Annotated in this window: 23 protein-coding genes; 3 read left to right on the top strand and 20 right to left on the bottom strand. The window is 66.8% G+C overall.

Annotation, left to right across the window (positions count from 1 at the left end; all coding sequences use genetic code 11):
• Positions 1–20: 20 nt before the first annotated feature.
• Positions 21–599, bottom strand: a complete 579-nt coding sequence (locus tag JOY29_RS02105; protein ID WP_300974555.1) for a DUF305 domain-containing protein — start codon at positions 597–599, stop codon at positions 21–23.
• A gap of 134 nt (positions 600–733) precedes the next feature.
• Here JOY29_RS02105 and JOY29_RS02100 point away from each other — a divergent pair, with 134 nt between their 5' ends.
• The gene (locus JOY29_RS02100) at positions 734–1,192 is read left to right on the top strand and encodes a GreA/GreB family elongation factor (protein WP_300974554.1); all 459 of its coding nucleotides are present in this window, start codon (positions 734–736) and stop codon (positions 1,190–1,192) included.
• Positions 1,193–1,210: 18 nt separating this feature from the next.
• Here JOY29_RS02100 and JOY29_RS02095 read toward each other — a convergent pair whose 3' ends face one another.
• From JOY29_RS02095 to JOY29_RS02085, 3 genes are all read right to left on the bottom strand, one after another.
• Positions 1,211–1,999, bottom strand: coding sequence for an aspartate/glutamate racemase family protein (locus tag JOY29_RS02095; protein WP_300974553.1), 789 nt, complete (start codon positions 1,997–1,999; stop codon positions 1,211–1,213).
• A gap of 209 nt (positions 2,000–2,208) precedes the next feature.
• Complete coding sequence (locus JOY29_RS02090) at positions 2,209–3,696, bottom strand: NAD(P)(+) transhydrogenase (Re/Si-specific) subunit beta (RefSeq protein WP_300975570.1); 1,488 nt, start codon at positions 3,694–3,696, stop codon at positions 2,209–2,211.
• 83 nt (positions 3,697–3,779) lie between these two features.
• Entirely contained in the window at positions 3,780–4,067 is a 288-nt protein-coding gene (locus JOY29_RS02085) for a proton-translocating transhydrogenase family protein (protein ID WP_300974552.1), read from the bottom strand.
• Between the two features lie 148 nt (positions 4,068–4,215).
• Between JOY29_RS02085 and JOY29_RS02080 the strand changes: the two genes are divergently transcribed.
• Positions 4,216–6,507, top strand: coding sequence for an EAL domain-containing protein (locus JOY29_RS02080; protein ID WP_300974551.1), 2,292 nt, complete (start codon positions 4,216–4,218; stop codon positions 6,505–6,507).
• Between the two features lie 345 nt (positions 6,508–6,852).
• Here JOY29_RS02080 and JOY29_RS02075 read toward each other — a convergent pair whose 3' ends face one another.
• Both JOY29_RS02075 and JOY29_RS02070 read right to left on the bottom strand, forming a co-directional pair.
• On the bottom strand, positions 6,853–8,058 hold the full coding sequence (locus JOY29_RS02075) for an FAD-dependent oxidoreductase (protein ID WP_300974550.1): 1,206 nt from the start codon (positions 8,056–8,058) through the stop codon (positions 6,853–6,855).
• A 28-nt stretch (positions 8,059–8,086) separates the two neighbouring features.
• Entirely contained in the window at positions 8,087–8,296 is a 210-nt protein-coding gene (locus JOY29_RS02070; RefSeq protein WP_300974549.1) for a DUF2945 domain-containing protein, read from the bottom strand.
• 82 nt (positions 8,297–8,378) lie between these two features.
• Between JOY29_RS02070 and JOY29_RS02065 the strand changes: the two genes are divergently transcribed.
• The gene (locus tag JOY29_RS02065; protein ID WP_300974548.1) at positions 8,379–10,112 is read left to right on the top strand and encodes a cation:proton antiporter; all 1,734 of its coding nucleotides are present in this window, start codon (positions 8,379–8,381) and stop codon (positions 10,110–10,112) included.
• 45 nt (positions 10,113–10,157) lie between these two features.
• Here JOY29_RS02065 and JOY29_RS02060 read toward each other — a convergent pair whose 3' ends face one another.
• The 14 genes from JOY29_RS02060 to clpX all read right to left on the bottom strand — a co-directional run bounded on the left by JOY29_RS02060 (position 10,158) and on the right by clpX (position 25,994).
• Positions 10,158–10,661, bottom strand: coding sequence for a hypothetical protein (locus tag JOY29_RS02060; protein ID WP_300974547.1), 504 nt, complete (start codon positions 10,659–10,661; stop codon positions 10,158–10,160).
• 25 nt (positions 10,662–10,686) lie between these two features.
• On the bottom strand, positions 10,687–13,338 hold the full coding sequence (gene alaS, locus JOY29_RS02055) for an alanine--tRNA ligase (RefSeq protein WP_300974546.1): 2,652 nt from the start codon (positions 13,336–13,338) through the stop codon (positions 10,687–10,689).
• A 184-nt stretch (positions 13,339–13,522) separates the two neighbouring features.
• Positions 13,523–13,921, bottom strand: coding sequence for a BLUF domain-containing protein (locus JOY29_RS02050; protein ID WP_300974545.1), 399 nt, complete (start codon positions 13,919–13,921; stop codon positions 13,523–13,525).
• 117 nt (positions 13,922–14,038) lie between these two features.
• Positions 14,039–15,718, bottom strand: a complete 1,680-nt coding sequence (gene ettA / locus JOY29_RS02045; RefSeq protein WP_300974544.1) for an energy-dependent translational throttle protein EttA — start codon at positions 15,716–15,718, stop codon at positions 14,039–14,041.
• Positions 15,719–15,795: 77 nt separating this feature from the next.
• Positions 15,796–16,485 (bottom strand): N-acetylmuramoyl-L-alanine amidase, encoded by a 690-nt coding sequence (locus tag JOY29_RS02040; protein ID WP_300974543.1) that lies wholly within the window; start codon positions 16,483–16,485, stop codon positions 15,796–15,798.
• Positions 16,486–16,619: 134 nt separating this feature from the next.
• A complete protein-coding gene (locus JOY29_RS02035; RefSeq protein WP_300974542.1) occupies positions 16,620–17,456 on the bottom strand; it encodes a protein-glutamate O-methyltransferase CheR in 837 nt (278 codons plus the stop codon).
• Positions 17,443–18,540: a chemotaxis protein CheB gene (locus JOY29_RS02030; protein WP_300974541.1), complete on the bottom strand. Its 1,098-nt coding sequence runs from the start codon at positions 18,538–18,540 to the stop codon at positions 17,443–17,445. The genes JOY29_RS02035 and JOY29_RS02030 overlap by 14 nt, the downstream gene beginning before the upstream one ends.
• A 10-nt stretch (positions 18,541–18,550) precedes the next feature.
• On the bottom strand, positions 18,551–18,916 hold the full coding sequence (locus JOY29_RS02025; RefSeq protein WP_249504473.1) for a response regulator: 366 nt from the start codon (positions 18,914–18,916) through the stop codon (positions 18,551–18,553).
• Between the two features lie 80 nt (positions 18,917–18,996).
• A complete protein-coding gene (locus JOY29_RS02020) occupies positions 18,997–19,440 on the bottom strand; it encodes a chemotaxis protein CheW (RefSeq protein WP_300974539.1) in 444 nt (147 codons plus the stop codon).
• Position 19,441: 1 nt separating this feature from the next.
• Positions 19,442–21,796, bottom strand: a complete 2,355-nt coding sequence (locus JOY29_RS02015; RefSeq protein WP_300974538.1) for a chemotaxis protein CheA — start codon at positions 21,794–21,796, stop codon at positions 19,442–19,444.
• A 70-nt stretch (positions 21,797–21,866) separates the two neighbouring features.
• Complete coding sequence (rimM, locus tag JOY29_RS02010; protein ID WP_300974537.1) at positions 21,867–22,349, bottom strand: ribosome maturation factor RimM; 483 nt, start codon at positions 22,347–22,349, stop codon at positions 21,867–21,869.
• Between the two features lie 89 nt (positions 22,350–22,438).
• Complete coding sequence (gene rpsP, locus JOY29_RS02005) at positions 22,439–22,978, bottom strand: 30S ribosomal protein S16 (protein WP_300974535.1); 540 nt, start codon at positions 22,976–22,978, stop codon at positions 22,439–22,441.
• Positions 22,979–23,005: 27 nt separating this feature from the next.
• The gene (ffh, locus tag JOY29_RS02000) at positions 23,006–24,472 is read right to left on the bottom strand and encodes a signal recognition particle protein (protein WP_300974534.1); all 1,467 of its coding nucleotides are present in this window, start codon (positions 24,470–24,472) and stop codon (positions 23,006–23,008) included.
• A 253-nt stretch (positions 24,473–24,725) separates the two neighbouring features.
• Positions 24,726–25,994: an ATP-dependent Clp protease ATP-binding subunit ClpX gene (gene clpX / locus JOY29_RS01995; protein ID WP_300974533.1), complete on the bottom strand. Its 1,269-nt coding sequence runs from the start codon at positions 25,992–25,994 to the stop codon at positions 24,726–24,728.
• Between the last annotated feature and the right edge of the window lie 242 nt (positions 25,995–26,236).

The raw sequence follows: 26,236 nt of genomic DNA, 5'->3' as shown, positions 1-26,236 counted from the left end.
CCCGTGCGGAAGTCGGCCGGTCAGAGCGGCTCTTTTTGCTGCAAACGGCCGCTGAGGAGGTCCTGGGCCTCGCGCCTGCCCTCTTCCTTGAGCTGCACCGGACCGGCGGCCAGCGGCGCTTCGCCACGGCGGCCGTTCGCTTCGATGTCGGAGAGCAGCATCTTCATCTCGGCGATCTCCTTGACCTGATCGCGGATGATCCGGTCGGCGAGATAGCGGACCCGCGGATCGCGGATGTCGGCCTTGCGCGCATTGTTGATGGCGATGCTGTGATGGGGGATCATGGATTTCATGAAATCCCGGTCGCCGATCAGCACCTGCCCGCGGTTGACCGCCAGAAGGATGAGACCGCCGACGATGCCCGCGGCAAGAACCGCGATCTTGGCAGCGGCAGGGCGGTACATCTTCCACATGAAGGCGAGCATGACGGCGGTCATGACGCAGCCCATCACCAGCGAGGAAACGAGCCGGGTCACGCTGAACAGCGCGTGGTCGAGGCTGTAGACCAGCTGGTACATGAGGAAGAACATGATGAAGGTCGAAACGCCGATCATCGCAGCGAAGCGACCCCAGCCCATGCTCATGCCCTGATCGCTCATGCTTCTCCTCCTGCGGCTGCTCTTCGAGCCAACGCCGTTTGCGACGGGGCGTTCACCGGGTGAGGGCGTCAGGGCCTTTCATGGGAGGCCCGCACTCCCTATCCTTTCATCATGACCATTCGACAGTCCAGGCGATGAGCGTCGCCTTTCGCCGGGAGAGCGACGAAGAACATCTCGAGCCCAAGTTCGAGCTGCCGATTCCGCCTGGGCCGAACCTGGTGACGGCGCGCGGGCTGGAGCTGATCGAGGCTCGGGCGGCGGAGCTCGAGGCCCGTCTGGCGGAGGAGCTCACCGAGGAAGAGCGCAAGAAGGTGCTTCGGGACGCACGCTACTGGCGGGCTCGGGCGGCGAGTGCGCAGCTGGCGCCCACGCCCAGCGGCGAGGAAGTGGCGATCGGGACCCGCGTGACCTTCGTGCGCGACGGGGTTGAACGGACCATCACCATCGTCGGGCACGACGAAAGCGAGCCAGCAACGGGCTTGGTCGGGTTCACGGCGCCGCTGGTGAAGGCGATGCTGGGCGCCGAGGAAAGCGAGGAGATCGAGGTGCCCGGCGGCGGCATGGTGACCGTCGCGCGGATCGAGGTCGCCTGACCGCCCAGACTGTCCGGCCTAGGCGGCCGCCCTTGCCTCTTCCTTGTCGCCGAGGATCCAGTCGACCGCCTTGGCGGCATGGATCTCCGTCGTGTCGTAGACCGGAAGAACGTTGGCCCGCGGGTCGATGGCGAGGACCAGTTCGGTGCAGCCGAGAACGATCGCCTGGACACGCTTCTTGCCCAGTTCGGTGATCAGGGTCTTGAGCTTGCGCTGGCTGTCGCGGACGACGCGGCCGGCGGCCAGCTCCTCGTAGATGATCCGGTCGACCTCGGTGATCCAGCCTTCCTCGATCGCGGCGAGACGGATGCCGCGCTCCTCGAAGCGGCCGCGTACGTGCGGTTCGGTCATGGTAACGCGAGTGCCGAGCAGGGCGACCGACTGGCGGCCGTCGGCGGCGATGCGTTCGGCCGCGGCATCGCCGATGTGGAGCATGGGCACGCCGGCCGCTGACGCGACGGCATCATAATGCTTGTGACCGGTATTGGAGGTGATGATCACCCCTTCAGCGCCGGCGGTGACGAGGCGCTGGGCGGCCTCGACCATCAGCTTCTCGCCGCCGGCCCAGTCACCGCGGCGATGGAAGGCGGCATAATCGTCCTCGCAGTCGAGGCTCTCGATCACCAGCCGCGCGCTGTGAAGGCCGCCGAGCCGTCGCCCGACACCCTTGTTGATATGCTCATAATAAAGCGCGGTCGAATTCCAGCTCGTCCCGCCGACGATCCCGAGCTTGCGCAACGTCAGTCCCCTCACCCCGCCGCCGACCCCCGGCAGCGTCGAATAGTTAACGGGCTTCTTCTCACCCATGCGAAGGCCGGGAACAAGCGGGTGAACGGAGATTCTGGAGCGAGTTAACGCGGCAAAGACGGACTGTGGCGGCGCGGCGACAAGTGGTTGCGGAGGCGAAAGGAGGAGCGGATCGCCTCCGCACTGGGATCCGGTTCTACCTCTGGCGGCGGGCAGAAGAAGAAGCGAAATCCCGGGTCGAGCCCGGGATGACGCTTTTCCTTCGACGTTCAGGCCAGCGCCTTGACGATCTCCTCGACCATCTTCTTGGCGTCGGCCAGCAGCATCATCGTATTGTCGCGGTAGAAAAGTTCGTTGTCGACGCCGGCATAGCCAGCGCCGCCCATGCTGCGCTTGATGAAGAGGACGGTGCGGGCCTTTTCCACGTCGAGGACGGGCATGCCGTAGATGGGCGAGCTCTTGTCGGTCTTGGCGGCGGGGTTGGTGACGTCGTTGGCGCCGATCACGAAGGCGACGTCGGTCTGGGCGAACTCGCTGTTGATGTCCTCGAGCTCGAACACCTCGTCGTAGGGGACGTTTGCTTCGGCCAGCAGCACGTTCATGTGGCCGGGCATGCGGCCGGCGACTGGGTGGATGGCATATTTGACCTTCACCCCCTCCTTCTTGAGGAGGTCGGCCATCTCGCGGAGGATGTGCTGGGCCTGCGCGACGGCCATGCCGTAGCCGGGGACGATGACCACCTGGTCGGCTTGGCGCATGAGGAAGGCGGCGTCCTCGGCCGAGCCGCGCTTGTAGGGGCGGTCGATGACTTCACCCGCGGGGCCCGAGGAGACCGCGCCGAAGCCGCCGGCGATCACCGAGATGAAGCTGCGGTTCATGGCGCGGCACATGATGTAGCTGAGGATCGCGCCGGAGCTTCCGACGAGGGCGCCGGTGATGATCATCGCGCTGTTGTGGAGCGTGAAGCCCATCGCCGCCGCGGCCCAGCCGGAATAGCTGTTCAGCATGGAGACGACGACCGGCATGTCGGCGCCGCCGATCGGGATGATCAGCAGGAAGCCGATGGCGAAGCTGAGCGCCAGGATCGTCCAGAACACCCACGGCGCCTGGTCGCGGGTGAAGTAAGCGACCAAGGCGAGGATGGCGACGAGCGTGCCGAGGTTGATGACGTGGCGGCCGGGCAGCAGGATCGGCGCGCCGCTCATGTTGCCGTTCAGCTTGAGGAAGGCGATCACCGAGCCGGAGAAGGTGATGGCGCCGATGGCGACCCCGAGGCCGAGCTCGATGCGGCTTACGGGATTGATCATCAGGAAGCTGGGTTCGGCGATTGGCGTGATGCGGGTGGCGATGCCGAAGGCTTCCGGGTTGAGGAAGGCGGCGGCGCCGACCAGCACGGCGGCGAGGCCGACCAGGCTGTGGAAGGCCGCAACCAGCTGCGGCATGGCCGTCATCTGGATTCGGCGGGCACCGACAATGCCGATGATGGCGCCGATTGCGATGGCGGCGAGGATCTGGAGGATGGTCGCAGTGTCGAGCGGTGGGCTTGGTACCGGCAGGCACTCTGTCAAACCGGTGCTAGCGCGTTTGCACTCGAAATTGTCCTGCGGGAAACGCGGAAGATGCGTGGCCAGCGTCGTCACCACCGCGATGGCCATGCCGATCATGCCGAGGCGGTTGCCGCGTTGGCTGGTCGAGGGGCTCGACAGGCCGCGAAGCGCCAGGATGAAGCAGACTCCGGCGACGAGGTAGGCGAGCATGACCCAGGCCGGGGTGTCGTGGGCTCCGGCGCTCGGCACGGCCGGGAAGGTGGCGGCGAGGATCAGGTCCGTGTGCACGCCGCTCACTCGCTGCGCTCCTTCTTCTTGTACATCGCCAGCATACGGCTGGTCACCGCAAAGCCGCCGAAGATGTTGATGCTGGCGAGCACCACGCCGAGGAGGCCGAGCCACTTGGCGGTCGGGCTACCCGCCGCAGCGGCGGCGATCAGCGCGCCGACGATGATCACGGAGGAGATGGCGTTGGTCACCGCCATCAGCGGCGTGTGCAGCGCCGGGGTGACCGACCAGACCACGTAATAGCCGACGAAACAGCTCAATACGAAGATCGACAGGATGGAAATGAAGTCCATGGCCCTCCCCTGCTGGCGCCAAACCGGTGCATGGCACAGCTTAGCCCAAGGTCTAGAGGGAAAAGCAACGCGTCCGCAACGGACCATATCCCCGTTCACGATCTATCGGTTTCCGATTTCCTAACCTTTGTCGGGCAGATGACATGGCATGCGCTGGGTCATCGCCAAGTCGACCGGAGAGAAGCCGCAGTCGTGGCGGCTGCTGCTGTGGGCGACGCTTGCGTCACTCGCTTGCGGTTTGACCAGCTTCGTCGAGCCGGTCGAAGATCAGGTCCGCAACATGCGGAACATGCTTCATCCGATCGAGGCAAGTGGCGAGATCGTCTTTGTCGGTGTGGACGACAGGTCGCTGAGCCAAGTCGGCCGGTGGCCGTGGAGCCGCTCGACGCAGGCTGATCTCATCGCCAAGGCCGATGCGGCGGGCGCTCGGCAGATCTTTCTCGACATGATCTACGACAGCCCGGGAACTCCCAAGGAAGATGCCGATTTCGAGCGCGTCTTAGCAAAAGCCGGCAATGTCGTTCTCGCCGATCGGGCCAAGCTCGGGCCGAGCGCTCAGTTCGCCGAGCCCACGCCTCCGCTGGAGCGCTTCACGCAACATGCCGGGACAGCCAGCATTACCGTCTTCTACAACTACCAGAATGCCGTCTGGCAGATGTCGCGGAGCCAGCAGGGACGGAACGGCCAAGTCCCGCCATTCGCGGTGTCCATGTCGAACAAGTCCACCGAGGGCCTAAGCGACATGTTCCGCATCAATTATCGTATCGATCCGCTGACGGTTCCGTACATTTCGGCAGGCGATTTGCTGGCAGGCCGCGAGCGGTCCAAGCTCGCCGGGAAGACAGTCATCATCGGCCTCAACGCGGACCAGCTCGGCGACCAATTATGGATCCCGAGCAAGGGCAGGATGGCCGGCGCTTACGTCCACATTCTCGGAGCGGAGACGCTGAAGCGCGGAGCGCCGACCGACCTCGGCTGGCTGCTGCCGTTGCTGACCATCCTGGGATTCATCGCCGCCGCTCTGGCGCAAGGAAGCGGGCGGCGTCGCGCCGCCATCCTCGCGGCAGCCCTGCTGCTCGTCCTCATCGCACCATTCATGCTCGAGAAGCGGCAGGTCTACGCCGACGTGATGCCGGGCCTCCTCACCCTGCTGATCGTCAGCGGGCGATTGATCTACCTCCGCATGTCGCGCCGGGCCCTGGTCAATGAGGACACGCAACTCCCGAATCTGGCGGCGCTCCGGACGGAGAAAGGGATCGACAAGCTCGCGCTCATCGTGGCCCGGGTGCACAACCAGAACGAGCTGAGCGCGACGCTTGGGGATAAGGAGCGGCACGAGGCCATCCGGCAGATCGTCAGCCGCCTCAACGCGCCCGGATCGACCCGTCTCTTCCACATCGAGGATGCGACCTTCGCCTGGCTGCTTGATCCGTCGCAAGCCATCGGAAACCACCTTGAAGCGCTGCACGCCCTGTTCCGCACTCCGGTGTCGCTGAGCGGCCGCCAGATCGATGTCGCGCTCACCTTCGGCGTCGAACTCGGCTCTGCCCGAAGCATTAACAACCGGCTCGGTTCGGCCGTGCTGGCGGCGGACGAGGCCTGGACGGAGGGTCTTCGCTGGAAGCTCCACGATCCTTCTCGCCAGGAAGAAATGAACTGGCGCGTGTCGCTGCTTGGCGAACTGGATGCGGCGATCGATCATGGCGAGGTGTGGCTGGCCTACCAGCCGCAATATGACATCCGTCGGGACCGGATCGTCGGCGCCGAAGCCCTGGCGCGGTGGACCCACCCGCAAAAGGGGCCGATCAGCCCGACCGAGTTCGTGGCCGCGGCCGAGAATAATGGACGCATCGCGAAACTCACCGACTTCGTCCTCGACCGGGCGATCGGCGCCGCTGCGGCAATCAATCGTCGCGGAGTGGACTTCCAGGTCGCGGTGAACCTTTCGGCCCGGCTGCTGTCCGATCGCGACCTGCTCGGACGCATCGAGAGGATGCTCGACGCGCATGGGCTGCATGCAAGCAAGCTGACGCTCGAACTCACCGAGACGGCGACCCTCCAGGATGCGGAGAGCGGGCTTGCTACCCTCGACGCGCTCCGTCGCAAGGGCGTTCGCGTGGCCATCGACGATTATGGGACCGGCTTGTCGACCCTCGACTATCTCAAGAAGATCCCGGCCAACGAGATCAAGATCGACCAGAGCTTCGTCAAGTCGATGCGAGTCAACCGTTCCGATCTCATCATGGTCCAGTCGACGATCGCCCTCGCCCACTCGCTTGGCCGGACCGTCGTTGCCGAAGGGGTCGAGGACAAGCAGTGCCTGGATGAGCTGACGCGCATGGGCTGCGACATGGCCCAGGGCTTCGCCATTGGCCGTCCGATGGGCGTTCGCGAATTGATCCAGCGCCTTCAGATCCGCTCGGCGCGCAAGGTCGCCTGAGCCCTTCCGCCGCACCAAACGGTGCGGCTTCCGTCCACAATCCTACAGTTCCGGTCCCCCATCGGAACGGTCTTCACGACCGTCTCGCGTAGGATCATGCCTAAGGAACATACTTACCCAATTGCTAACCCTATCGATTAAGGTTAATATCTCCTCCGTAACGGTGATTCGCCGTAACAGAGGGAGTGTGTCATGGGTGGTTTCTGGGACTGGGTCTGGGGCAGTGGTTGGGCTAGCGCGGGTGGCCGCGGCTAACTGACCTTCCGACTTCGGTCGGACTGTCTTTCAGCACTCAAAGATGCGCGTCGAGGCTTTGCCCGGCGCGCATTTTCTTTGTCTGCTTGGTCAGGCGGCGAGCGCCGGATCGACCCGTTCGCTGCGAATGCCGAGTGCGATTGCACGGCCCGGCAGGCGGCGCAGCGCGGGCAGCCTTTCCAGCAGGAGCAAGGGCCAGGGCGGGCGGTCGAAGGTCCGGGGCTTGCCAAGCACCGGTGCGAGCACCCAGTCCTGCGCGATCTTCTGCACCAGCTGGATGAGCCGGGTGGAACCCTGGCGCCGCCGCTGTACGCGCGCGGCCTCCGCATCGCACTCTCTGCCGCGCAGCAAAGCAGGCGCAATGAGGTTGGCGGCGGCGACCGCATCCTGGATCGCGAGGTTGATCCCGATCCCGCCCATCGGGCTCATCGCATGGGCGGCATCACCGATGGCGAGCAGGCCAGGACGGTGCCAGCGGGTCAGTCGGTCGAGCGTGACATCGAGCAGGTGGAAGCAGTCGAGGTCCGGCAGGTCGCCGCCAAGAGTGCCGAGCCGCGGCTCGGTCGCCTCGATCGCTGACGTCATGGCGTCGATTCCCTGCGCCAGCAGCTTTGAAGCGCGGCCTTTGGGCACCACGAAGGCGCATTGCCAGTAAGAACCGCGATCGACCCGGACGAGGATTCGACCTCCGTCTACGGCGATGCGGAGGCCCCCCTCCTCCCGAATGCGCTTGGGAAGTTCGAACCAGAGGACGTCGATCGAAGAGTTGAGGCTCCGCAGCGGCAGCCAGCGGTCGCGGCGAACGATGCTCCGTCGGCCGTCGGCGGCAATCACGAGGCGACTCGTGACCTGCTCGCCATTGTCGAGCAGGGCGCCGGTTATCCTGCCCTGATCGTAATTCAGTGATGCCGCGCCCACACCGAGGGCGAGCCGGAACCCCGGATATCGCTCGGCTTCTGAACGGAGAAAGTCGAGGAACTCCCACTGCGGCATCATCGCCACGAAGGGCGTGGCGCTGCGCACGCGGCTGAGGTCGCCGACCACCAGTTCACGCCCGCCGATGCGCAGTTCGGCGCGGGTCAGGCGCTGGTGCGGGCGGTCGAGCAAGGCGTCGCGGAGGCCGAGTTCTCCGAGCACGTCCATGGTCGAAGGGTGGACGGTGTCGCCGCGGAAATCGTGGAGGAAGTCAGAATGCTTTTCGACGACGCGGACGCGGAGCCCGGCGCGGGCGAACAGCAACCCTGCCATCAGTCCGCAGGGTCCGCCGCCGATGATGAGGAGGTCGGTGCTCGTCATCGTCCGTTCACATCGACGGCGATCCCCATCAACCCTTTCTGAGCGCATCCGGCTTGTGAGCCGCCTGCTTGCCCTCGTCGGTCTCGACCAGATATTCGGGATTGTCCTTGGACGCGGCGACATGGTGGCTCTTGATGTCCATCGGCTTGGTCAGTTTCTTCACCACCTTGCCATGCGCCTCGCCGCCGTGGCTCGACCAGCTGACCTTGTCGCCTGCCTTGAAGTTCTTCTCGGCCATTTCCCATCTCCTGCCTAAATAAGGCAAAAACCTCTCGTCACACTGCTTGGCTCCCCGCCCAAGCTACGGCACAAGGTCGGGGATGGCAGGTGAACTTGGCGGACAGGGTCTACGCGACGCACTGGTGATCCTCGGCGCGGCCGGAGTCGTCATTCCCGCTTTCGCCCGCGTCCGTGTGTCACCGGTGATCGGCTTCATCCTGGTCGGCGCGGCAATCGGGCCGGCGGGCCTGGGCGCACTGGCGGCCGGGCAACCCTGGCTCGCCCCCTTCACCATTACCGACCGCGAGCGGATCGAGCCGTTCGCCGAGATCGGAATCCTGATGCTCCTGTTCGGGATCGGGCTGGAGCTGAGCTTCAAGCGCCTGTGGGCGATGCGCGAGCGTGTGTTCGGGCTTGGCGGCCTGCAGATGCTGATCACCGGGCTGGTCCTGAGTTGCGGGCTGATGCTGGTGGGGGCGCTCGAACCGGCGCCGGCCCTGTTGCTGGGCCTGGCGCTGGCAATGAGTTCGACGGCGCTGGTAATGCCGCTTGCGGGAACCGTCAGCGCGACCGGCCAGACGGCGCTGGCGATCCTCCTGCTCCAGGACCTCAGCCTGGTGCCGCTGCTGCTCCTGCTCGATGCGAAGAGCAATCCGGATGCCTGGCTGAGCGTGCTGATCGGCGGCGTGGGGGTGATCGGGCTGTTGCTGGTGGTGGGGAGGTTCCTCCTGCCGCGGCTGTTCGCCCAGGCCGCGCGGACCAAGAGTCCAGAACTGTTCCTGGCGATCAGCCTGCTGGTCGTGATGCTTGCAAGTCTCGCCACCGGGTCCGTCGGGCTCGGCGCGGTGGCGGGAGCGCTGATTGCCGGACTGCTGATCGCCGAGACCGACTATCATGCCGAGGTAGAGGTGATCACCGCGCCGTTGCGGGGGCTCGCGCTCGGCATCTTCCTGATCACCGTGGGCATGCGGCTCGACCTGTCCGAGCTGATCGCCCAGTGGCCAGCGCTGCTTGGCGCGACGCTGGCGGTGCTCGCCGTCAAGACCGGTGTCATCTTCGCCCTGCTGCGATGGCGCCGGAGCCGGGCCGGGACCGCGGTCGAGACCGGCTTGCTGATGGCCAGCCCGTCCGAGCTGACCCTGATCGTGCTTGCGAGCGCGCTTGCAGCCGGGGTCATCGCGCCGGGAACGGCCGCCTTCTGGACCCTGGTGACGGCGATCGGGCTGACCTTGACGCCACTGCTCGCGGCCGCCGGACGGAGGTTGGCGCGGCAGATCGATCCCGAGGCGCTGAGCAGCGGCACCCGCGATACCAAGGGGGTGACCATTATCTTCGGCTTCGGCCGGGTCGGGCGCGTCGTCGCCGACATGATGGCCGAGCACGACCGGCCTTATCTGGCGGTGGACGGCGATATCGACTGCGTCGCGGCGGCACGGGGGGATGGCTATCGCGTGTTGTTCGGCGACGTCGCGCGGGGCGATGCGGTGGAGCGCTTCGGCCTGTGCGATGCGGCCGCCGTGGTGCTGACGATGGACGATCCGGTGCTGACCGTACGCCTGTCCCGCGACATACGGGCGGCTTGCCCGGACATCTCGATCGTCGCCCGAGCCCGGGACGGGGCTCATGCCGCGCAGCTGTACCGGGCGGGGGCGACCGATGCCGTGCCCGAGACGATGGAGGGCTCCCTGCAGATCAGCGAAGCGGTGCTGGTCGACATCGGCGTCGCCATGGGGCCGGTCATCGCCTCCATCCACGAGAAACGCAGCCAGCTTCGCGCGGCGATCCGCGAGGCGGGGGAACTGGCCGAGGAGCCGATGCTTGGGAAGAGGCGGTAGGCGCCAGTTCCTCTTTCGAATGCGGAAGGGGAGCCGCCCTGTTCTTCAGCGGTCGAGAACCCGGATGCTGATACGGACATCCCCGTCTCCGTCGATGGTGACGGTACGGCCGGGTTCAAGAATGATGCCCGGGTCCTCGATCTGGAGGCTGCGCGTTCCGGTGCCGCATGCCCCGGCCGGCGGCCGGCTCCAGTTGAGCGAAAGACGCGCCCGATTGCCGTTCACCGGCGTCGTGCCCGCGGGCTCGTAGATCGGCGACAGGGCAAAATACAGCGACTCGGTACGAGTGCCCGGCGTCGGAGGACATGAGGCCGCGAACCCCTCGGAACGGCTTCGGCGGATATTGGAGCCACCCGGCGCGAGACGGAGCGGCTCCTCGAGGAGGACCTGACTACCGGAGGTGATGCGCACCTGAAGGTCGACCGGACGCAAGGTACCGAAGCGGCCCGGCGTTGGACCCGAGACAATCGGCGGCGGCAGCGGCGGCGGGGCGGCTTGGACCACGGGTGGGGCAGCCTGAAGCATCACGGTGGCAAGTACCAGGAACATTCTATTCTCTCCTAGATGACGAGCGTCAGGCCTTCACCTTCGCCAATTCGTCCTTCATCGCCACCAGCGCCTCGGCAGCCCTCGCGCCGTCGGGACCGCCGCCCTGGGCCATGTCGGGGCGACCTCCCCCGCCCTGCCCGCCGAGTGCGGCGACGGCGGCCTTGACGAGGTCGACGGCGCTGATCTGGCCGGCAAGGTCGGCGGTGACGCCGGCGGCGACCGAGGCGCGGCCGTCGTTGACCGCCACCAGCGCGGCAATGCCGGAGCCGAGCTGCTGCTTAAGGCCGTCAATCTCGGGGCGGAGCGCCTTGGGGTCGAGCCCTTCGACCACGCGGCCGATGAAGGCGACACCGGCGACCTGCTCGGGACCCGCCGCGGGAGCCCCGCTGCCGCCCATGGCGAGCTGCTTCTTCGCTTCAGCGAGTTCGCGCTCGAGCTTGCGGACCTGATCGGCGAGTGCAGCGACGCGGGCGGGTGCCTCGTCGGGCGCGGACTTGAGGCTGGCGGCGATCGCACGGAGTCGGTTGTCGCGGTCGATCAGCCACTGGCGCGCGCCCTCCCCGGTCAGCGCCTCGATCCGGCGCACGCCGGAGGAAACGGCGCTTTCGGAGATGATCTTGAACAGGGCGATGTCGCCGAGCGCTTTGACGTGGGTGCCGCCGCACAGTTCGACACTGTAGGTGCCCTCATCCTTGATCCCCATCGAGAGGACGCGGACCTCGTCGCCATATTTCTCGCCGAACAGGGCCATGGCGCCTTCGGCAATGGCTTCGTCCGGGCTCATCAGCCGGGTCGAGACGGGCTGGTTGTGGCGGATGTGCCAGTTCACCTCGGCTTCGATGGCAGCAATGTCGTCGGGGCTCAGCGCATTGTTGTGCGCGAAGTCGAAGCGAAGGCGGTCGGGCGCGACCAGACTGCCCTTCTGGGTGACATGCGCGCCGAGGCGATGGCGAAGCGCGGCATGGAGCAGGTGGGTGGCGCTGTGGTTGGCGCGGATCGCGCGGCGGCGCTCCTCGTCGACCTTCTGGCTGACGGTCTCACCGACGCGGATGGTGCCCGACGTGACCGTTGCCGCGAGGAGATGGAGTTTGCCGAGCTGCTTCGAAGTGTCCTGAACCGTGCCCTCGAAGCCATTGAGGCTGCTCAGCTTCCCGGCATCGCCGACCTGCCCGCCGCTTTCGGCGTAGAAGGGTGTCTGGTTGAGCAGCAGCTGTCCCTGTTCGCCCTCGCCCAGGCTGTCGACCCGCTGGCCGTCGCGGACGATGGCGAGGACGACGCCCTCCCCTTCGTGGCCGGCGTAGCCGGTGAATTCGGTCGCGCCATGCTCTTCGGCGAGGTCGAACCAGACCTCTTCGGACGCGGTCTGGCCCGAGCCCTTCCAGGCAGCGCGGGCACGGGCCTTCTGCTCGGCCATGGCGGCATCGAAACCGGCCCGGTCGACCTGCAGCCCCTGGGCCCGCAGCGCGTCCTCGGTGAGGTCGTAGGGGAAGCCGAAGGTGTCGTAGAGCCTGAAGGCGGTCTCGCCCGGCAAGGTACCGCCCTCGCCCATCGACGCGGTCGCCTCGTCGAGCAGCTTGAGGCCGTTCGACAGGGTCTGGCGAAAGCGAGTCTCCTCCTGGCGGAGCGTGGCTTCGATCAAGGGCTGGGCACGGATAAGTTCGGGGTAAGCGGCGCCCATCTCGGCGGACAGGGCCGGCACCAGGCGGTGCATCAGCGGCTCGCTGGCGCCGAGCAGGTGGGCATGGCGCATGGCGCGGCGCATGATGCGGCGCAGCACATAGCCGCGGCCTTCGTTGGCCGGAAGAACGCCGTCGGCGATGAGGAAGGAGGAGGCGCGCAGGTGGTCGGCGATCACGCGGTGCGAGGCTTGCCGCTCACCTTCTGCACGGGTCCGGGTCAGCTCCTCGGACGCATGAATGAGCGCCTTGAACGTGTCCGTGTCGTAATTGTCGTGGACGCCCTGCATGACGGCGGCGATCCGTTCCAGCCCCATGCCGGTATCGATCGACGGTCTCGGCAGGTCGGAGACGATGACGTCATTTTCCTGTAGGTGCTGCATGAAGACGAGATTCCAGATCTCGACGAAGCGGTCGCCGTCCTCGTCCGGGCTGCCGGGAGGGCCGCCAGGGATATGGTCGCCATGGTCGAAGAAGATCTCGCTGCACGGACCCGAGGGACCGTCCGGACCCATCGCCCAGAAATTGTCCTTGGTGGCGATGCGGATGATGCGCTGGTCGGGAAGGCCGGCGATGCGCTTCCACAGCTGCGCGGCCTCGTCGTCGGTGTGATAGACGGTGACGGTCAGGCGATCGGCGGGAAGGCCCCATTCCCTGGTCAGCAGGCCCCAGGCGAGGGTGATCGCCTGTTCCTTGAAATAATCGCCGAAGGAGAAATTCCCCAGCATTTCGAAGAAGGTGTGGTGGCGGGCGGTGTAGCCGACATTGTCGAGGTCGTTGTGCTTGCCGCCGGCGCGGACGCACTTCTGCGAGGAGACGGCGGTCGCATAGGGACGCGTCTCGAGGCCGGTGAAGACGTTCTTGAACGGCACCATGCCCGCGTTGGTGAACATGAGCGTGGGATCGTTCTGCGGCACCAAAGGCGCGGACGGCTGGCGCGCGTGGCCGGCACCTTCGAAATAGTCGAGAAAGGAACGGCGGATGTCGTTGGTCGAGGTCATGGAAGCGCCTCTACCATGCTGATGCTGCGATGCGGAAGAGCGGTCGCGCACCGGGAAAAAGGCATATCGTCCACCTCGTCCAGTTCGCGGTTCGTTCTCCGTCACCAGGCGCAAGAAGGCCGAGGGCAACCGGGCAGGACATGGCGATTGGTGATGCCTGCGCAGATCCTACTAGGCAAGCCGCTTAGGCGGGCTGGCTGTGGAGCTCGGCAAAGGAGCGGAACTGGGCTTGCAGGTAGGGATCGGCGACGCGGTCGGTAAGCTGCTCGACCACGCTGACGAGCGGATTGGCGTAGCCCTGCTCGAATCCCATGTGCCAGCCGGCGAAGCTGCGCTCGATGAGCGGACGCCGGCTGAGCTGGACGAGGGCGAAGTGGCGTTCGTCGGCGCGGATGCGGGCATAGGCGGCGTCGCACAGATCGCACGGGCCTTCCAGCACCTGGAGAAAGCGGCGCCCGCCGACGACCAGCAGGCCGGTCAGGCCGTCGCGTGCATTGTTGCGGCGCGAGACGGCGAGAATGCCGTCCAGCAGGCGCTCATCCGGCAGGCTGCGGGACGTGCTGACGTAGACGATCTGTTCCATGGTGGCTCCGTACGCAAAAGCCCCCGCCCCGCTCATCGGCCTTACGCGCACCGATTTAACGGAGTCTAAATGGCGCCGGTCGCCGCTCCCCCTCCCGGGGTGAGCGGCTGCCTTCGTCTATCGTCCCAGCTTCTTGTAGCTCGTCCGGGTCGGGCGGTCGGCCTCGGGGCCCAGGCGGCGGCGCTTGTCTTCTTCGTAGGCTTCGAAATTGCCTTCGAACCATTCGACGTGACTGTTGCCTTCGAAGGCGAGGATGTGGGTGGCGAGCCGGTCGAGGAAGAAGCGGTCGTGGCTGATGACCACGGCGCAGCCGGCGAAATTCTCGATCGCTTCCTCGAGCGCGCCGAGGGTCTCGACGTCGAGGTCGTTGGTCGGCTCGTCGAGCAGGAGGACGTTGCCGCCGGCCTTGAGCATCTTCGCCATGTGAACCCGATTGCGCTCACCGCCGGACAGCTTGCCGACATTCTTCTGCTGGTCGGGGCCCTTGAAGTTGAAGGCGCCGACATAGGCGCGGGTCGACGTGTCCTGGCCGTTGACCTTCATGTAGTCGAGGCCGTCGCTGATCTCTTCCCAGACGTTCTTCTTGGGATCGAGATGGTCGCGGCTCTGGTCGACGTAGCCGAGCCGGACGGTTTCGCCCATGTCGACCTTGCCGCTGTCGGGCTGTTCCTTGCCGGTGAGGATGCGGAACAGCGTCGACTTGCCCGCGCCGTTCGGGCCGATGACCCCGACGATGCCGCCCGGCGGAAGGGTGAAGCTCAGGTCCTCGAACAGCAATTTGTCGCCATAGGCCTTGGAGATGCCTTCGACCTCGATGACCTTGCCGCCGAGGCGCTCGGGCACCTGGATGACGATCTGCGCCTTGCCGATGCGGCGATCGTCCTGCGCGTCCTGAAGCTGCTCGAACTTGCGGATACGCGCCTTGGACTTGGACTGGCGGGCGGCCGGGGTCTGCCGGATCCACTCCAGTTCGCGCTGCAGCGCCTTCTGCTTGCCGCTCTCTTCCCGGCTTTCCTGCTCGAGGCGTTTCGCCTTCTTTTCCAGATAGGTGGAGTAGTTGCCTTCGTAGGGATAGTAGGAGCCGCGATCGAGCTCGAGGATCCATTCCACCACATTGTCGAGGAAGTAGCGGTCGTGGGTGATCATCAGCACCGCGCCGGCATATTCCTTGAGGTGAGTCTCAAGCCACTGCACGCTCTCGGCGTCGAGATGGTTGGTGGGCTCGTCGAGGAGCAGGATCGAGGGCTTCTGGATGAGCAGGCGGGTCAGTGCGACGCGGCGCTTCTCACCGCCGGAAAGATCGGTGACGGACCAGTCGGACGGCGGGCAGCGCAGGGCCTCCATCGCGATCTCGAGCTGGTTGTCGAGCGTCCAGCCGTCGACGGCGTCGATCTTTTCCTGCAGTTCGCCCATTTCGGCCATCAGCGCGTCGAAATCGGTGTCGTCCTTGGGATCGCCCATTTCGGCCGAAATGGCGTTGAAGCGATCAACCATGTCGGCGACGTCGCGCGCGCCGTCCTTGACGTTCTCGAGGACCGTCTTGCTGGGGTCGAGCTCCGGTTCCTGCGGGAGGTAGCCGACGGTGATGTTCTCGCCCGGCCAGGCTTCGCCCGTGAACTCGCTGTCGAGACCGGCCATGATCTTGATCAGGGTCGACTTGCCGGCGCCGTTCGGGCCGACGATGCCGATCTTGGCGCCCTGGTAGAATTGCAGGTTGATGTTGCTGAGCGTCGGCTTGTTGGCGCCGGGGAAGGTCTTCGTGAGGTTCTTCATCACGAAGGCATATTGAGCGGCCATGGGGTCGCGGGTCCTTGTCTTGCGTTCGTTGGGAGTTGCGGCGCCAGATAGTCAGTTCGGGCGCTTTTGCCTAGCGGTCAGGGTTCGCCCTGCGGCCTTGGCAGCAGCAGCGCCAGCAGCTTGGCGCGGCATTCTCCGTCGATGATGCCGTCCACCCGGTCGGGGCGGAAGCGGCGCTGGAAGGCGATGGTGGCCTTCCAGGAGTCGGTCACGTCATAGCCGAAGCGTTCGAGCGCGAGCAGGAAGGCGGCGTCGGACCAATAGGGATCGATGAGGTTGCGGGTGGGACTCGGCAGCGCGAGGCGGCGCTTGGCAAGGGCCTCCCACGGGAAGAGCTCGCCGGGATCCTCCTTGCGGGTCGGCGCGATGTCGCTGTGGCCGACGACATTGCCGCGGCCGATGCCGTGACGGTCCTTGATCCGCGCGACCAGCGGGATGAGCGCGGCGACCTGCTCGTCCGGGAAGGGCCGGTAGCCGAATTCGTGGCCCGGATTGACGATCTCGATTCCGATCGAGGCGCTGTTGACGTCGCGAATGCCGCGCCAGAAGCTCTTGCCGGCGTGCCAGGCACGGCGTTCCTCGTCGACGAGGCTGTAGACCGTGCCATCCTCGTCGACGAGGTAATGACAGGAGACCTTGGCCTCGGGCGAGCAGAGGCGGTCCAGCGCGCCCTCGCAGGTCGGCATGCCGGTGTAATGGAGCACGATCATCGACACGGGCGCGGCGCGCTCGTCATGATTGGGCGAGGGTCGAGCGATGATGTCCACGCCCTTTAGGGACAATGAGTGAGGGCGGAGGTCAAGGGTGCCGCCTGTTCTCCTGTGAAAGCGGGAGCCCGGTGTCCTCTCGTTGCAACGGAGGGCTCAAGGCGTCGTCCCCCACCTTCGCAGGGGAACAGCGATCACGCCGCCTTGGCCGCTTCGTTCTTCAGCCGGTAAAGTCCGCGCATGTCGCGGTCGGTCTCGAGGGCGGTGGCCTGGCCGATCACCGTCTCCCCCGCCCCGAGCATCAGCCAGCCGTCCGGGGCGAGCGCCGAGGACAGGCGGTCGAATGCCTTTCGGCGTGTCGAATCATTGAGGTAGAGGAGAACGTTGCGACAAAGGATGAGGTCGAACCGGCCGGGGTGCGGCGGAACTTCGAGGAGGTTGTGGACCTGAAAGCGGACCGGCTTGCGCAGGGTCTCGCTGGCGCGCCAGCCGTTCGGAGTCTCGTCGAACCAGCGGATCATCTGCTGGATACCGAGGCCGCGCTGCACCTCGAACTGGGTGTAGGTGCCCGAGCGCGCACGCTCGACCACGCTTTCGCTGACGTCGGTGCCGATGATGTCGATGGTCCAGCCGGCCCATTTCAGCGGGTCATCGGCGAACAGCATGGCGAGGCTGTAGGCCTCCTGCCCCGCCGAGCAGCCGGCCGACCAGATGCGCAGCGTCTTCGCGCTGTCGCGACGCTTTGCCAGTTCGGGCAGCGCAGAGGCCTGGAGCAGATCGAACGGTTGGCGATCGCGGAAGAAATAGGTCTCGTTGTTCAGCAATGCCTCCACTACGCGGGTCGACAGGCTGGGCTCGCGGCCCATGACGAGAATGGTGATCAGCTCGTCGATGCTGGTGATTGCCCGTTCACGCATGAGCTGGGAGAGCGCCGTCTCCAGCCGCCAGCGCCGGCTCATCGTCAGTTGCTGGCCGGTTCGAGCCTCGAGCAGCCCGGCGAGGATGCGCGAGCTGGAGTCACTTATCTGCATGGGTCTGGCCAATCCGGGACGCAACACGACGGGCAAGCTTTTCAGGAGGCAGGATGGCGGCGGCGAGGCCGGCTTCGGCAACCGCTCGCGGCATGCCCCAGACGGCGCTGGTCGGCTCGTCCTGGACGAGCACCGAGCCGCCGGCGCGGACCAGGGCTTCGGCACCGGTGACGCCATCCCGGCCCATGCCGGACAGGATGACGGCGACCGCTCCGGGCAGTTTCAACTTCGCGATGGAGTCGAGCATCGGATCGACGCTCGGCAGGCAGCCACTGTTGCTGCGGCCGCCGGTGAGGCGAATTCGAAGCTGACGGTCGTTCGCTCGTGCCACCGTGAGATGCGCGTCGCCCGGTGCAATCATGATCTCGTCCGCGACCAGCAGTGCGCCCTCGGTGGCGATCCGGGCCGGGCGCTTGGCGGCAGTCGACAGCTGGCGGGCGAACACGTCCATGAACGGCACAGGCAGATGCTGAGTGACGAGGATGGGCGCGCCGGTCGCCTCCGGAAGCGCGCCGAAGAAGCGACCGAGGGCGTGGATTCCGCCGGTGGACGCGCCGATCGCAATCAGGGAGAGCGCCTCCGTGGCCATGGCCTGGAGCGGCGCCGGGAGCGTGGGCCGATTTGGGTCGCCGGTGCATTCGACCTGGCCGAGGGCGCGGATCTTGGTGACGAGGACATCGGCGAAGCGGCCCTGAAACCGGCCCGTGCCGGGCTTCAGCAGGGTGTCTGCGGCGCCATCGGCCAGCGCCTTGACGGTTGCCGCGGCGCCTTCCTCGGCAAGGCTGGAGACAATCAGCACGCGCGCGCCGCGGGCCTTGGCGATGATCTCGGGCAGTTTGTCGAGCCCACCGGCGCCGGGCATCTCGAGGTCGAGCAGGATGACGTCCACGGTGACATGGGCGAGCGCTTCGATGGCATCCTCGGCGGTGCCGGCGACGGCGGAGATCTCGAACCCGCCGCCAAGCTCCACCATGCGGCTGAGCACGGCCCTGGCGACCATCGAGTCATCGACGATCATCAGCCGGATCGGCCGGGGCGCCAGGGATGATGGCGCCGCTTTCCTGATGGCGAGCGCCGGGCCCATGGTCAGGTCCTCAGGCGACGCCGACGAGCTGGAGCTTGATGTGGAGCGTCTCGCGGTCGAACGGCTTCATCACATATTCGTCGGCACCGGCCTCGAGCGCGGCGCGGATGTGCGCCATGTCGTTCTCCGTGGTGCAGAAGACGACCTTTGGCTGGTCGGCATGGCCACGCTGGCGAAGGAGCTTGAGGAATTCCATCCCGCTCATCACCGGCATGTTCCAGTCGAGCAGCACCACGTCGGGCATGGACGCTTCGCAGCGCTCCAGCGCTTCGCGGCCGTCGCCGGCCTCCTCGACGCTGAACTCGAGCGTCTCGAGGATGTGGCGGGCAACCTTGCGGATGACCTTGGAGTCGTCGACGATGAGGCAGGTCTTCATGGGGCTTTGCACCGTTCGGAAAGGCTCTGGATTGAAGTCGTTGGCCAAGCTTTAGGCCGGCAAGCGTTAAGAAAGGGCTCCTAAGCCGCCTGGCGGACCTGGTCGGGGCCGCCGACGAGGGCGGCGACATCGATCAGGAGCAGGGCGCCCTCCTCCGTCTCGACCATGCCCGAGGAGACCCGGTCCCAGCCCTCGCTCATCGCGGCGCGTACGGGCACGGGACCGCTGACGGCTTCGAGCACGTCCTCCACGCCATCGACGATCAGCGCATAATGGTGGCCGTCGACCTCGGTTACGGCGGCTTCGAGAATGCCGTTCTGCTGGTCCAGCTGTTCAAGGCCAAGCGAGCGGCGGCAGCAGATGACGGTCAGCACGCGGCTGCGCAGCGCCGACAGGCCGGCGACGTGCTGGGCGGCGCGCGGCACCGGGATGAGGGTGTCGAGTTCGACCACGCTCTCGATCGAGGCGGCCGGTATCGCCACGCGCTGGCCGGCGATGCGGACGACGAGCAGGAGTTCGTTCATCTCAGCCCCTCCCCCGGGCAGCGTCGCGCAAGGCGACGAGCAGGCCGGCGCGATCGTAGCGGTAGATGTGGTTCTCGTTGGCGGCGCCCTCGGCATCGGGGCTGAGGAAGAGGGTCCTCCCCGCGCCCGGCGGCGGCTTGCTTCCGACCCAGGCGATGGCGAGGTCGGCATCGCCCTCGGATTCGGCGGGCACGACCCGGTAGCCGGCGGCCTCGACGATCGGACGGAGCATGTTGCGGACCCAGGGATCGGCAAGGTCGAGGCGGCAGACCGGAAGCGCGGTCTCGGCGGTCGTGATCCGGCTGGCACCGGCGAACAGCCAGTGGGCGTCGACCAGCTCGGCCGGCTCGCCGGCGACCAGGGTCACGCCCTCGACCGGCCCGGGCCCGTCGGCCGGGATGATGACGTCGGCGATGGCATCGAGGTCGATCACCTCGCGGAAGGCGAGGCCGAGCTGGACCCTGCCGTCGCTGAGGCGGAACAGGCGCACCTTTTCGTCGGCGGCGGGCGGGCTGGCCAGGCCTTCGAGCGGAAGAATGTCGTCGCCGAGCTGCACGCGCATGCGGCCGGCGCCCATGCCGACGGCGCTTCCCGGCACTTCCTCGATCCGGTCCACCACGCCGAGGCGGATGGCGCGGCGGGCGCCGTGGAGATCGCGGAAGAGGAGAACCGGCGTGGCGTCTTCCGCCACGGCTGCGCCGTTGCCGTCCTCGATCAGGCGGATGCTGCGCTCCTGCACCTCGAAGCGGACGCCGCCGACCCGGGCCAGGCCGGCCGGGTCGAACAGAAGGATGGGCGAGCCGTCGTCGGCAAGCGTGGTGCCGGCATAGATGCCGGTCGCCATGACCGCGGGCGCGGCGGGCTTCACGACCAGTTCCTCATGGTCGTGGACCCGGTCGACGCTCAGCGCATAGACGTCGCCGCCGGCGGGCTTGAGCACAATCAAGGTGCGCTCGGTGTCGGGAAGCGCGCTCGGCAGTCCGAGCAGGTCGGCGAGGACGATCTCGGGCACGCGGCGGCCACGGATGGTGACGATTCCGGCGCCGCCAAGTTCGGACAGCGTGACGCTTTCGCCGCCGGCCCGGACGATCTCCTCAATGGCGACCCGCGGAATGGCGAAATGCTGGCTGCCGATGGAGACGGTGAGCGCCGGGATGATGGTCAGGGTGAGCGGAACGCGGAGCGTCATGCGCGTCCCCTGCCCAAGCTTGGAATCCACCTCGACGATGCCGCCGATGCGCTCGACGTTGGAGCGCACGACGTCCATTCCGACCCCGCGCCCGGACACGTTGGTGACCGACGTGGCGGTGGACAGGCCGGCTTCGAAGATGAGGTGGAGCTGCTCGCGCGGGGACAGGCGCATGGCCTCCTCGCGCTCCATCAGGCCGGCGTCGAGGGCCTTGGCGACGAGCTTCCTGCCATCGATGCCGCGGCCGTCGTCGATGATGTCGATGAGGATCTGGTTGCCCGACTGGCGGGCGGAGACGCTGAGCAGGCCGATCTCGCGCTTGCCGGCCTTCAGGCGCTCGGCCGGCGGCTCGATGCCATGGTCCACCGCGTTGCGGACGATATGCGTCAGCGGATCGCGGATCATCTCGATCATCTCGCGGTCCAGTTCGACGTCGCCGCCGTCGATGTCGACCATGACCTGGCGGCCGAGCTCGGCGGAAAGGTCGCGGACCATCCGGGGGATGCCGACGAACAGGCTCTCGATGCGCTGCATGCGGGTGCGGGTGATGGCGTCGCGCATCTCGGCGATGATCCCGCTCATCCGCTCGAAGGCGCTATCGACCGCGACGTCGGTGCTGGTGTCGCGGAGGCGGCGGGCGAGTTCGTTGCGGGCAAGGACGAGGTCGGAGACTCCGCTCATCATGCGGTCGAGGAGGTCGACCGACAGGCGGATGGTGCGCGGGGCGGCGCCGTTGCCGAAGGCGCTGGCAACGGGGTTGCCGACGGCGGCCACCGGTGCTGCGGGCGCGGCCGGCTCGGCGCCGGGCTTCAGGGCCTCGGTGAGGTCGCTGTCATCGCCCTGCGGGATGGCGGATCCGGCGGCGATCAGTTCGACCATCTCGCCGATCCGGTCGATGATGGCGAGGACGGCGCTGACGAGGGCAGGATCGGGCTGGCGGCGGCCGGCGCGGACATCGGCCAGGGCGTCCTCGGCCGCGTGGCTGAGCGCTTCCAGGCGCGGAAAGTCGAAGAAGCCGCAATTGCCCTTCACCGTGTGGACGAAGCGGAAAATGCTGTCGAGGCGGGCCTTGTCCTGCGGCGCCGCCTCCCACGCGACGATCTCGCCGCCGAGGCTTTCCAGCATGTCCCGGCATTCGGAGACGAAATCGGCAATCAGATCGTCCATGGCCCCACTTCGCTACGCTGTGCCGGACTGCGTTAGCGGGCGGAGGGTTAAGAGCGCGTTAGTGGGGCGCTCAGGCGAGAAACGCGGGATCGAGGCGGATGCGGCCGTCTTCGAGATCGGCGATGCCGGGCCTGAAGGGAATGAGCGCGCGCTTGCCCGTGGGGAGTTCGACGTCGAGCAGGTCCCCTGCCCCGTAATTCTCGACGGCGGCGACCTTGCCGTGGAGCGTGCCCTGCCCGTCGACGCAGTCGAGGCCGATCAGGTCGGCGTGGTAATATTCGTCCGGCCCGAGCGGCGGCAAGGCGTCACGCTCAACCTCGATGAGGGTGCCGCGGAGGGCTTCGGCGGCATTGCGGTCGGCGATGCCTTCGAGGCGCGCGGTCGGGCTCTTGGCGGTCCCGCCGACATGGAGCAGGCGGCGCGGCGTGCCGTCGACAAGCACGCGGTCATGCGCGGCAAGTCCGGCAAGGCTGTCGGTGAACAGCTTGAGGCGCACCTCGCCGCGGACGCCATGGGCGCCGGCGATGGCGGCGAGGGTGACGCGGGTTGTCATACAATGACCATCCCGAATTCGCTCGACAGGAACGGGGAAGGACCAGGCCGTTCCACCGTTCGTGCCGAACGAAGTCGAGGGGACGAGCCTTAGCCTTCCGCCTTCTCGGCGCCTTCGGCCGGGGCGGCTTCGTCCGAGCCTTCAGCCGGCTCGGGCTGGGTCGGGGCGCTGACGTCCTCGGCAGCCGGAGCCTCCTCGGCCGGGGCCTCAGCAGCGGCCGGAGCCTCCTCAGCGGCGGGCTCTTCGGCCGGGGCCGGCTCGGCCGCGGCGGCGGCAGCGGCCTCGGCGGCCTCGGCGGCCTTCGACGCACGCTCCTCGGCGCGCTCCTTGGCCTTCTCGCCCGGGACACCCTTGTTCGGGTTGTTGCGGGCGGCGCGCTCCTTGATTCCGGCGGCATCGAGGAAGCGGGCGACGCGGTCGGTCGGCTGCGCGCCGACGCTCAGCCAATGCGAGATGCGGTCGGCGTCGAGCTTGACGCGCTCGGGCGAATCCTTCGCCAGCAGCGGGTTGTAGGTGCCGACCTTCTCGATGAAGCGGCCGTCACGGGCGTTGCGGCTGTCGGCCACGACGACGCGGTAATAAGGACGCTTCTTGGAGCCGCCACGAGCGAGGCGAATTGCTACTGCCATTTGTTCATTCCTTCCTTGAAGTCTCTGTTATTTCTTGCCGAACTTGTCGCCGCCCGGAGGGAGGCCGAAAGGTGAGCTGCCGCCGGGCAGCCCGGGGAGGCCGGGCATGCCGCCGGGCGTCGCGCCGGGAAGGAGCCCGCCCATCGCGCCCTCGAGCCCGCCCTTGCCGAACATGGCAGCGAGCTTGCCGAGGCCGCCCATCTTCTTGAGGCGCTTCATCGCGCCTTCCATTTCCTGATGCATCTTCAGGAGCTTGTTGACGTCCTGGACGGTGCGCCCGGCGCCCTTGGCGATGCGGATCTTGCGCTTGGCGTTGATCAGGCCGGGCTTGGCCCGCTCGGTCGGGGTCATCGACGACAGCATGGCCTCGAGGTGGACCAGCGCCTTGCCGTCCTGCGCCTTCTCCATCGCGCCCTTCATGCCCTTCAGGCCCGGCATCATGCCGGCGAGCGCGCCAAGGCCGCCCATGCGCTGCATCTGGGCGAGCTGCATGCGAAGGTCGTCGAGGTCGAACTTGCCCTTGGCCATCTTGGCCGCGAGCGCCTCGGCTTCCTCGACCTTGATCGTCTCGGCCGCTCGCTCGACCAGGCTGACGACGTCGCCCATGCCGAGGATCCGGCCGGCGACCCGGCTCGGGTGGAACGGCTCGATCGCGTCGAGGCCCTCGCCGGTGCCGGCGAACTTGATCGGCTTGCCGGTGACGGCGCGCATCGACAAAGCCGCGCCGCCGCGCGCGTCGCCGTCCATGCGGGTGAGGATGACGCCGGTAAGGTCGATCTGCCCGCCGAAGCCCTTGGCGACGTTGACGGCGTCCTGGCCGGTCAGGCTGTCGACGACCAGCAATGTCTCGGCCGGGCGGCTCACCTCGGCGACCGCCTTCATCTCGCCCATCAGGCTGTCGTCGACGTGGAGACGGCCGGCAGTGTCGAGCAGCAGGACGTCATAGCCCTGGAGGCGCGCCGACTGGAGCGCGCGCTTGGCGATGTCGACCGGGGACTGGCCGGGGACGATCGGGAGCGTGTCGACATTGGCCTGGCGCCCGAGCACGGCGAGCTGCTCCTGCGCCGCCGGGCGGGCAACGTCGAGCGACGCCATCAGGACCTTCTTGCGGTCCTTCTCGGTCAGGCGCTTGGCGAGCTTGGCGGTCGAGGTCGTCTTGCCCGAACCCTGCAGGCCGACCATCATGATGACGGCGGGCGGGGTGACGGCGAGTTCGAGATCGGCGCCCTCGGCCCCAAGCATCTCGACCAGTGCGTCATTGACGATCTTGACGACCTGCTGGCCCGGCGTGACCGAGCGCAGGACTTCCTGGCCGACGGCGCGCTCGGTCGCCTTGTCGACGAACTCGCGGGCGACCGGAAGGGCGACATCGGCTTCGAGCAGCGCCACGCGCACCTCGCGCATGGCCGCGCGCACGTCGGCCTCATTGAGCGCACCGCGCCCCCGAAGCTTGTCGAACACGCCGCCGAGGCGGTCGCTGAGGGTCTCGAACATAAACAACCTACTCCATCTCGACGAACGCAAAGCGCAAACCGCCGGCGGGCGAAACCTCGCCGGCCAGCGTGCCCCGTAAGGCGCTCATCGATGGTGTGTCACGGGAATGACGGGTGGCGCTTAGCGGAAGGTGGGACCAGTTTCAACCGTCATCCCGGACCTGATCCGGGATCCCGCTTGCTTGCTGGAGCGAAAGGAAGAAGCGGGACCCCGGGTCGAGCCCCGGGGTGACCTCAACTTCCCTTCCCAATCGTCAGGCCGCCGCGTCGTCCTTGGCTTCGCGGTTCGCATAGACCCGGACGGGCTCCTTGCGGCCGTCGACCACGTCCTTGTCGACATGGACCTTCTCGACGCCGTCCATGCCGGGCAGGTCGAACATGGTGTCGAGCAGGATCGCTTCGAGGATCGACCGCAGGCCGCGGGCGCCGGTCTTGCGCTCGATCGCCTTGCGGGCGACCGCCGACAAGGCATCTTCCGAGAAGGCCAGTTCGACATCCTCCATGTCGAACAGCTTGGAATATTGCTTCACCAGCGCATTCTTCGGCTCGACCAGGATCTTGACCAGCGCGGTCTCGTCCAGATCCTCGAGCGTTGCGATGACCGGCAGGCGGCCGATGAATTCGGGGATGAGGCCGAACTTCAGCAGATCCTCCGGCTCGCAATTCTTGAGCACCTGGCCGGTCTTGCGCTCGTCGGGGCCGGCGACATGCGCGCCGAAGCCGATCGACTTGCCCTGAAGGCGGTCGCCGATGATCTTTTCGAGCCCGGAGAAGGCGCCGCCGCAGATGAACAGGATGTTGGTCGTATCGACCTGGAGGAATTCCTGCTGCGGATGCTTGCGCCCGCCCTGCGGAGGCACGGAGGCGGTGGTGCCTTCCATCAGCTTCAGCAGGGCCTGCTGAACGCCCTCGCCCGACACGTCGCGGGTGATGGAGGGATTGTCCGACTTGCGGCTGATCTTGTCGATCTCGTCGATGTAGACGATCCCGCGCTGCGCCTTCTCGACATTATAGTCCGAGGCCTGGAGCAGCTTGAGGATGATGTTCTCGACATCCTCGCCGACATAGCCGGCCTCGGTGAGGGTCGTGGCGTCGGCCATGGTGAAGGGCACGTCGAGGATGCGCGCCAATGTCTGCGCGAGCAGCGTCTTGCCGCAGCCGGTCGGCCCGATCAGCAGGATGTTCGACTTGGCGAGTTCGACCTCGGCGCCGCTCTTCGCGCCATGGTTCAGGCGCTTGTAGTGGTTGTGCACGGCAACCGAGAGGACGCGCTTGGCCCGCTGCTGGCCGATCACATAATCGTCCAGCACCTTGCAGATCTCGGACGGGGTCGGAACGCCGTCGCGGGTCTTCACCAGGGCCGACTTCGATTCCTCGCGGATGATGTCGTTGCACAGCTCGACGCACTCGTCGCAGATGAAGACGGTCGGGCCGGCGATGAGCTTGCGCACTTCGTGCTGCGACTTGCCGCAGAAGCTGCAGTATAGGGTGCTCTTGCCGTCGCCGCCGGAAAGCTTGGTCATGAAGGGTCCTTGTCTCACCGACCGCTCGCACGGCCGGAACGGGCAGCCTAGCCCGCTTATGTGGCACATTCAAACTCTCTGAAGGCTTAACGCGTTGCGTGACCTGGAGATGTTTGTTCCAAATATGGCTATCACTTATCGGTCCGGCAAGGCACTGCAGGCGGGAAGGCCCGGCAGAACAGGGACTTGGCGGATCCGGGGGATTTCTGCTCCGGCCCGCACAGCTATTGCGCAATCGGCTC

This window comes from Sphingomonas sp. LHG3406-1, assembly GCF_029637485.1.
Lineage (GTDB): Bacteria > Pseudomonadota > Alphaproteobacteria > Sphingomonadales > Sphingomonadaceae > Sphingomicrobium.
This window is presented reverse-complemented; position numbering and strand designations above follow the sequence as displayed.

Excerpts from the sequence above, each read along its gene's own strand:
- JOY29_RS02095 (WP_300974553.1), bottom strand. The coding sequence starts at position 1,999 with ATGGGTGAGAAGAAGCCCGTTAACTATTCGACGCTGCCGGGGGTCGGC.
- JOY29_RS02035 (WP_300974542.1), bottom strand. The coding sequence starts at position 17,456 with ATGCAGATAAGTGACTCCAGCTCGCGCATCCTCGCCGGGCTGCTCGAG.
- JOY29_RS02030 (WP_300974541.1), bottom strand. The coding sequence starts at position 18,540 with ATGGGCCCGGCGCTCGCCATCAGGAAAGCGGCGCCATCATCCCTGGCG.
- JOY29_RS02065 (WP_300974548.1), top strand. The coding sequence starts at position 8,379 with ATGGCAGGTGAACTTGGCGGACAGGGTCTACGCGACGCACTGGTGATC.
- rimM (WP_300974537.1), bottom strand. The coding sequence starts at position 22,349 with ATGACAACCCGCGTCACCCTCGCCGCCATCGCCGGCGCCCATGGCGTC.
- JOY29_RS02060 (WP_300974547.1), bottom strand. The coding sequence starts at position 10,661 with ATGTTCCTGGTACTTGCCACCGTGATGCTTCAGGCTGCCCCACCCGTG.
- JOY29_RS02020 (WP_300974539.1), bottom strand. The coding sequence starts at position 19,440 with ATGAACGAACTCCTGCTCGTCGTCCGCATCGCCGGCCAGCGCGTGGCG.
- alaS (WP_300974546.1), bottom strand. The coding sequence starts at position 13,338 with ATGACCTCGACCAACGACATCCGCCGTTCCTTTCTCGACTATTTCGAA.
- JOY29_RS02070 (WP_300974549.1), bottom strand. The coding sequence starts at position 8,296 with ATGGCCGAGAAGAACTTCAAGGCAGGCGACAAGGTCAGCTGGTCGAGC.
- JOY29_RS02050 (WP_300974545.1), bottom strand. The coding sequence starts at position 13,921 with ATGGAACAGATCGTCTACGTCAGCACGTCCCGCAGCCTGCCGGATGAG.
- JOY29_RS02015 (WP_300974538.1), bottom strand. The coding sequence starts at position 21,796 with ATGGACGATCTGATTGCCGATTTCGTCTCCGAATGCCGGGACATGCTG.
- JOY29_RS02090 (WP_300975570.1), bottom strand. The coding sequence starts at position 3,696 with ATGCTCGCCTACCTCGTCGCCGGAGTCTGCTTCATCCTGGCGCTTCGC.
- JOY29_RS02025 (WP_249504473.1), bottom strand. The coding sequence starts at position 18,916 with ATGAAGACCTGCCTCATCGTCGACGACTCCAAGGTCATCCGCAAGGTT.
- clpX (WP_300974533.1), bottom strand. The coding sequence starts at position 25,994 with ATGACCAAGCTTTCCGGCGGCGACGGCAAGAGCACCCTATACTGCAGC.
- JOY29_RS02100 (WP_300974554.1), top strand. The coding sequence starts at position 734 with ATGAGCGTCGCCTTTCGCCGGGAGAGCGACGAAGAACATCTCGAGCCC.
- JOY29_RS02080 (WP_300974551.1), top strand. The coding sequence starts at position 4,216 with ATGCGCTGGGTCATCGCCAAGTCGACCGGAGAGAAGCCGCAGTCGTGG.
- JOY29_RS02075 (WP_300974550.1), bottom strand. The coding sequence starts at position 8,058 with ATGACGAGCACCGACCTCCTCATCATCGGCGGCGGACCCTGCGGACTG.
- JOY29_RS02105 (WP_300974555.1), bottom strand. The coding sequence starts at position 599 with ATGAGCGATCAGGGCATGAGCATGGGCTGGGGTCGCTTCGCTGCGATG.
- JOY29_RS02085 (WP_300974552.1), bottom strand. The coding sequence starts at position 4,067 with ATGGACTTCATTTCCATCCTGTCGATCTTCGTATTGAGCTGTTTCGTC.
- ettA (WP_300974544.1), bottom strand. The coding sequence starts at position 15,718 with ATGGCCGCTCAATATGCCTTCGTGATGAAGAACCTCACGAAGACCTTC.
- ffh (WP_300974534.1), bottom strand. The coding sequence starts at position 24,472 with ATGTTCGAGACCCTCAGCGACCGCCTCGGCGGCGTGTTCGACAAGCTT.
- rpsP (WP_300974535.1), bottom strand. The coding sequence starts at position 22,978 with ATGGCAGTAGCAATTCGCCTCGCTCGTGGCGGCTCCAAGAAGCGTCCT.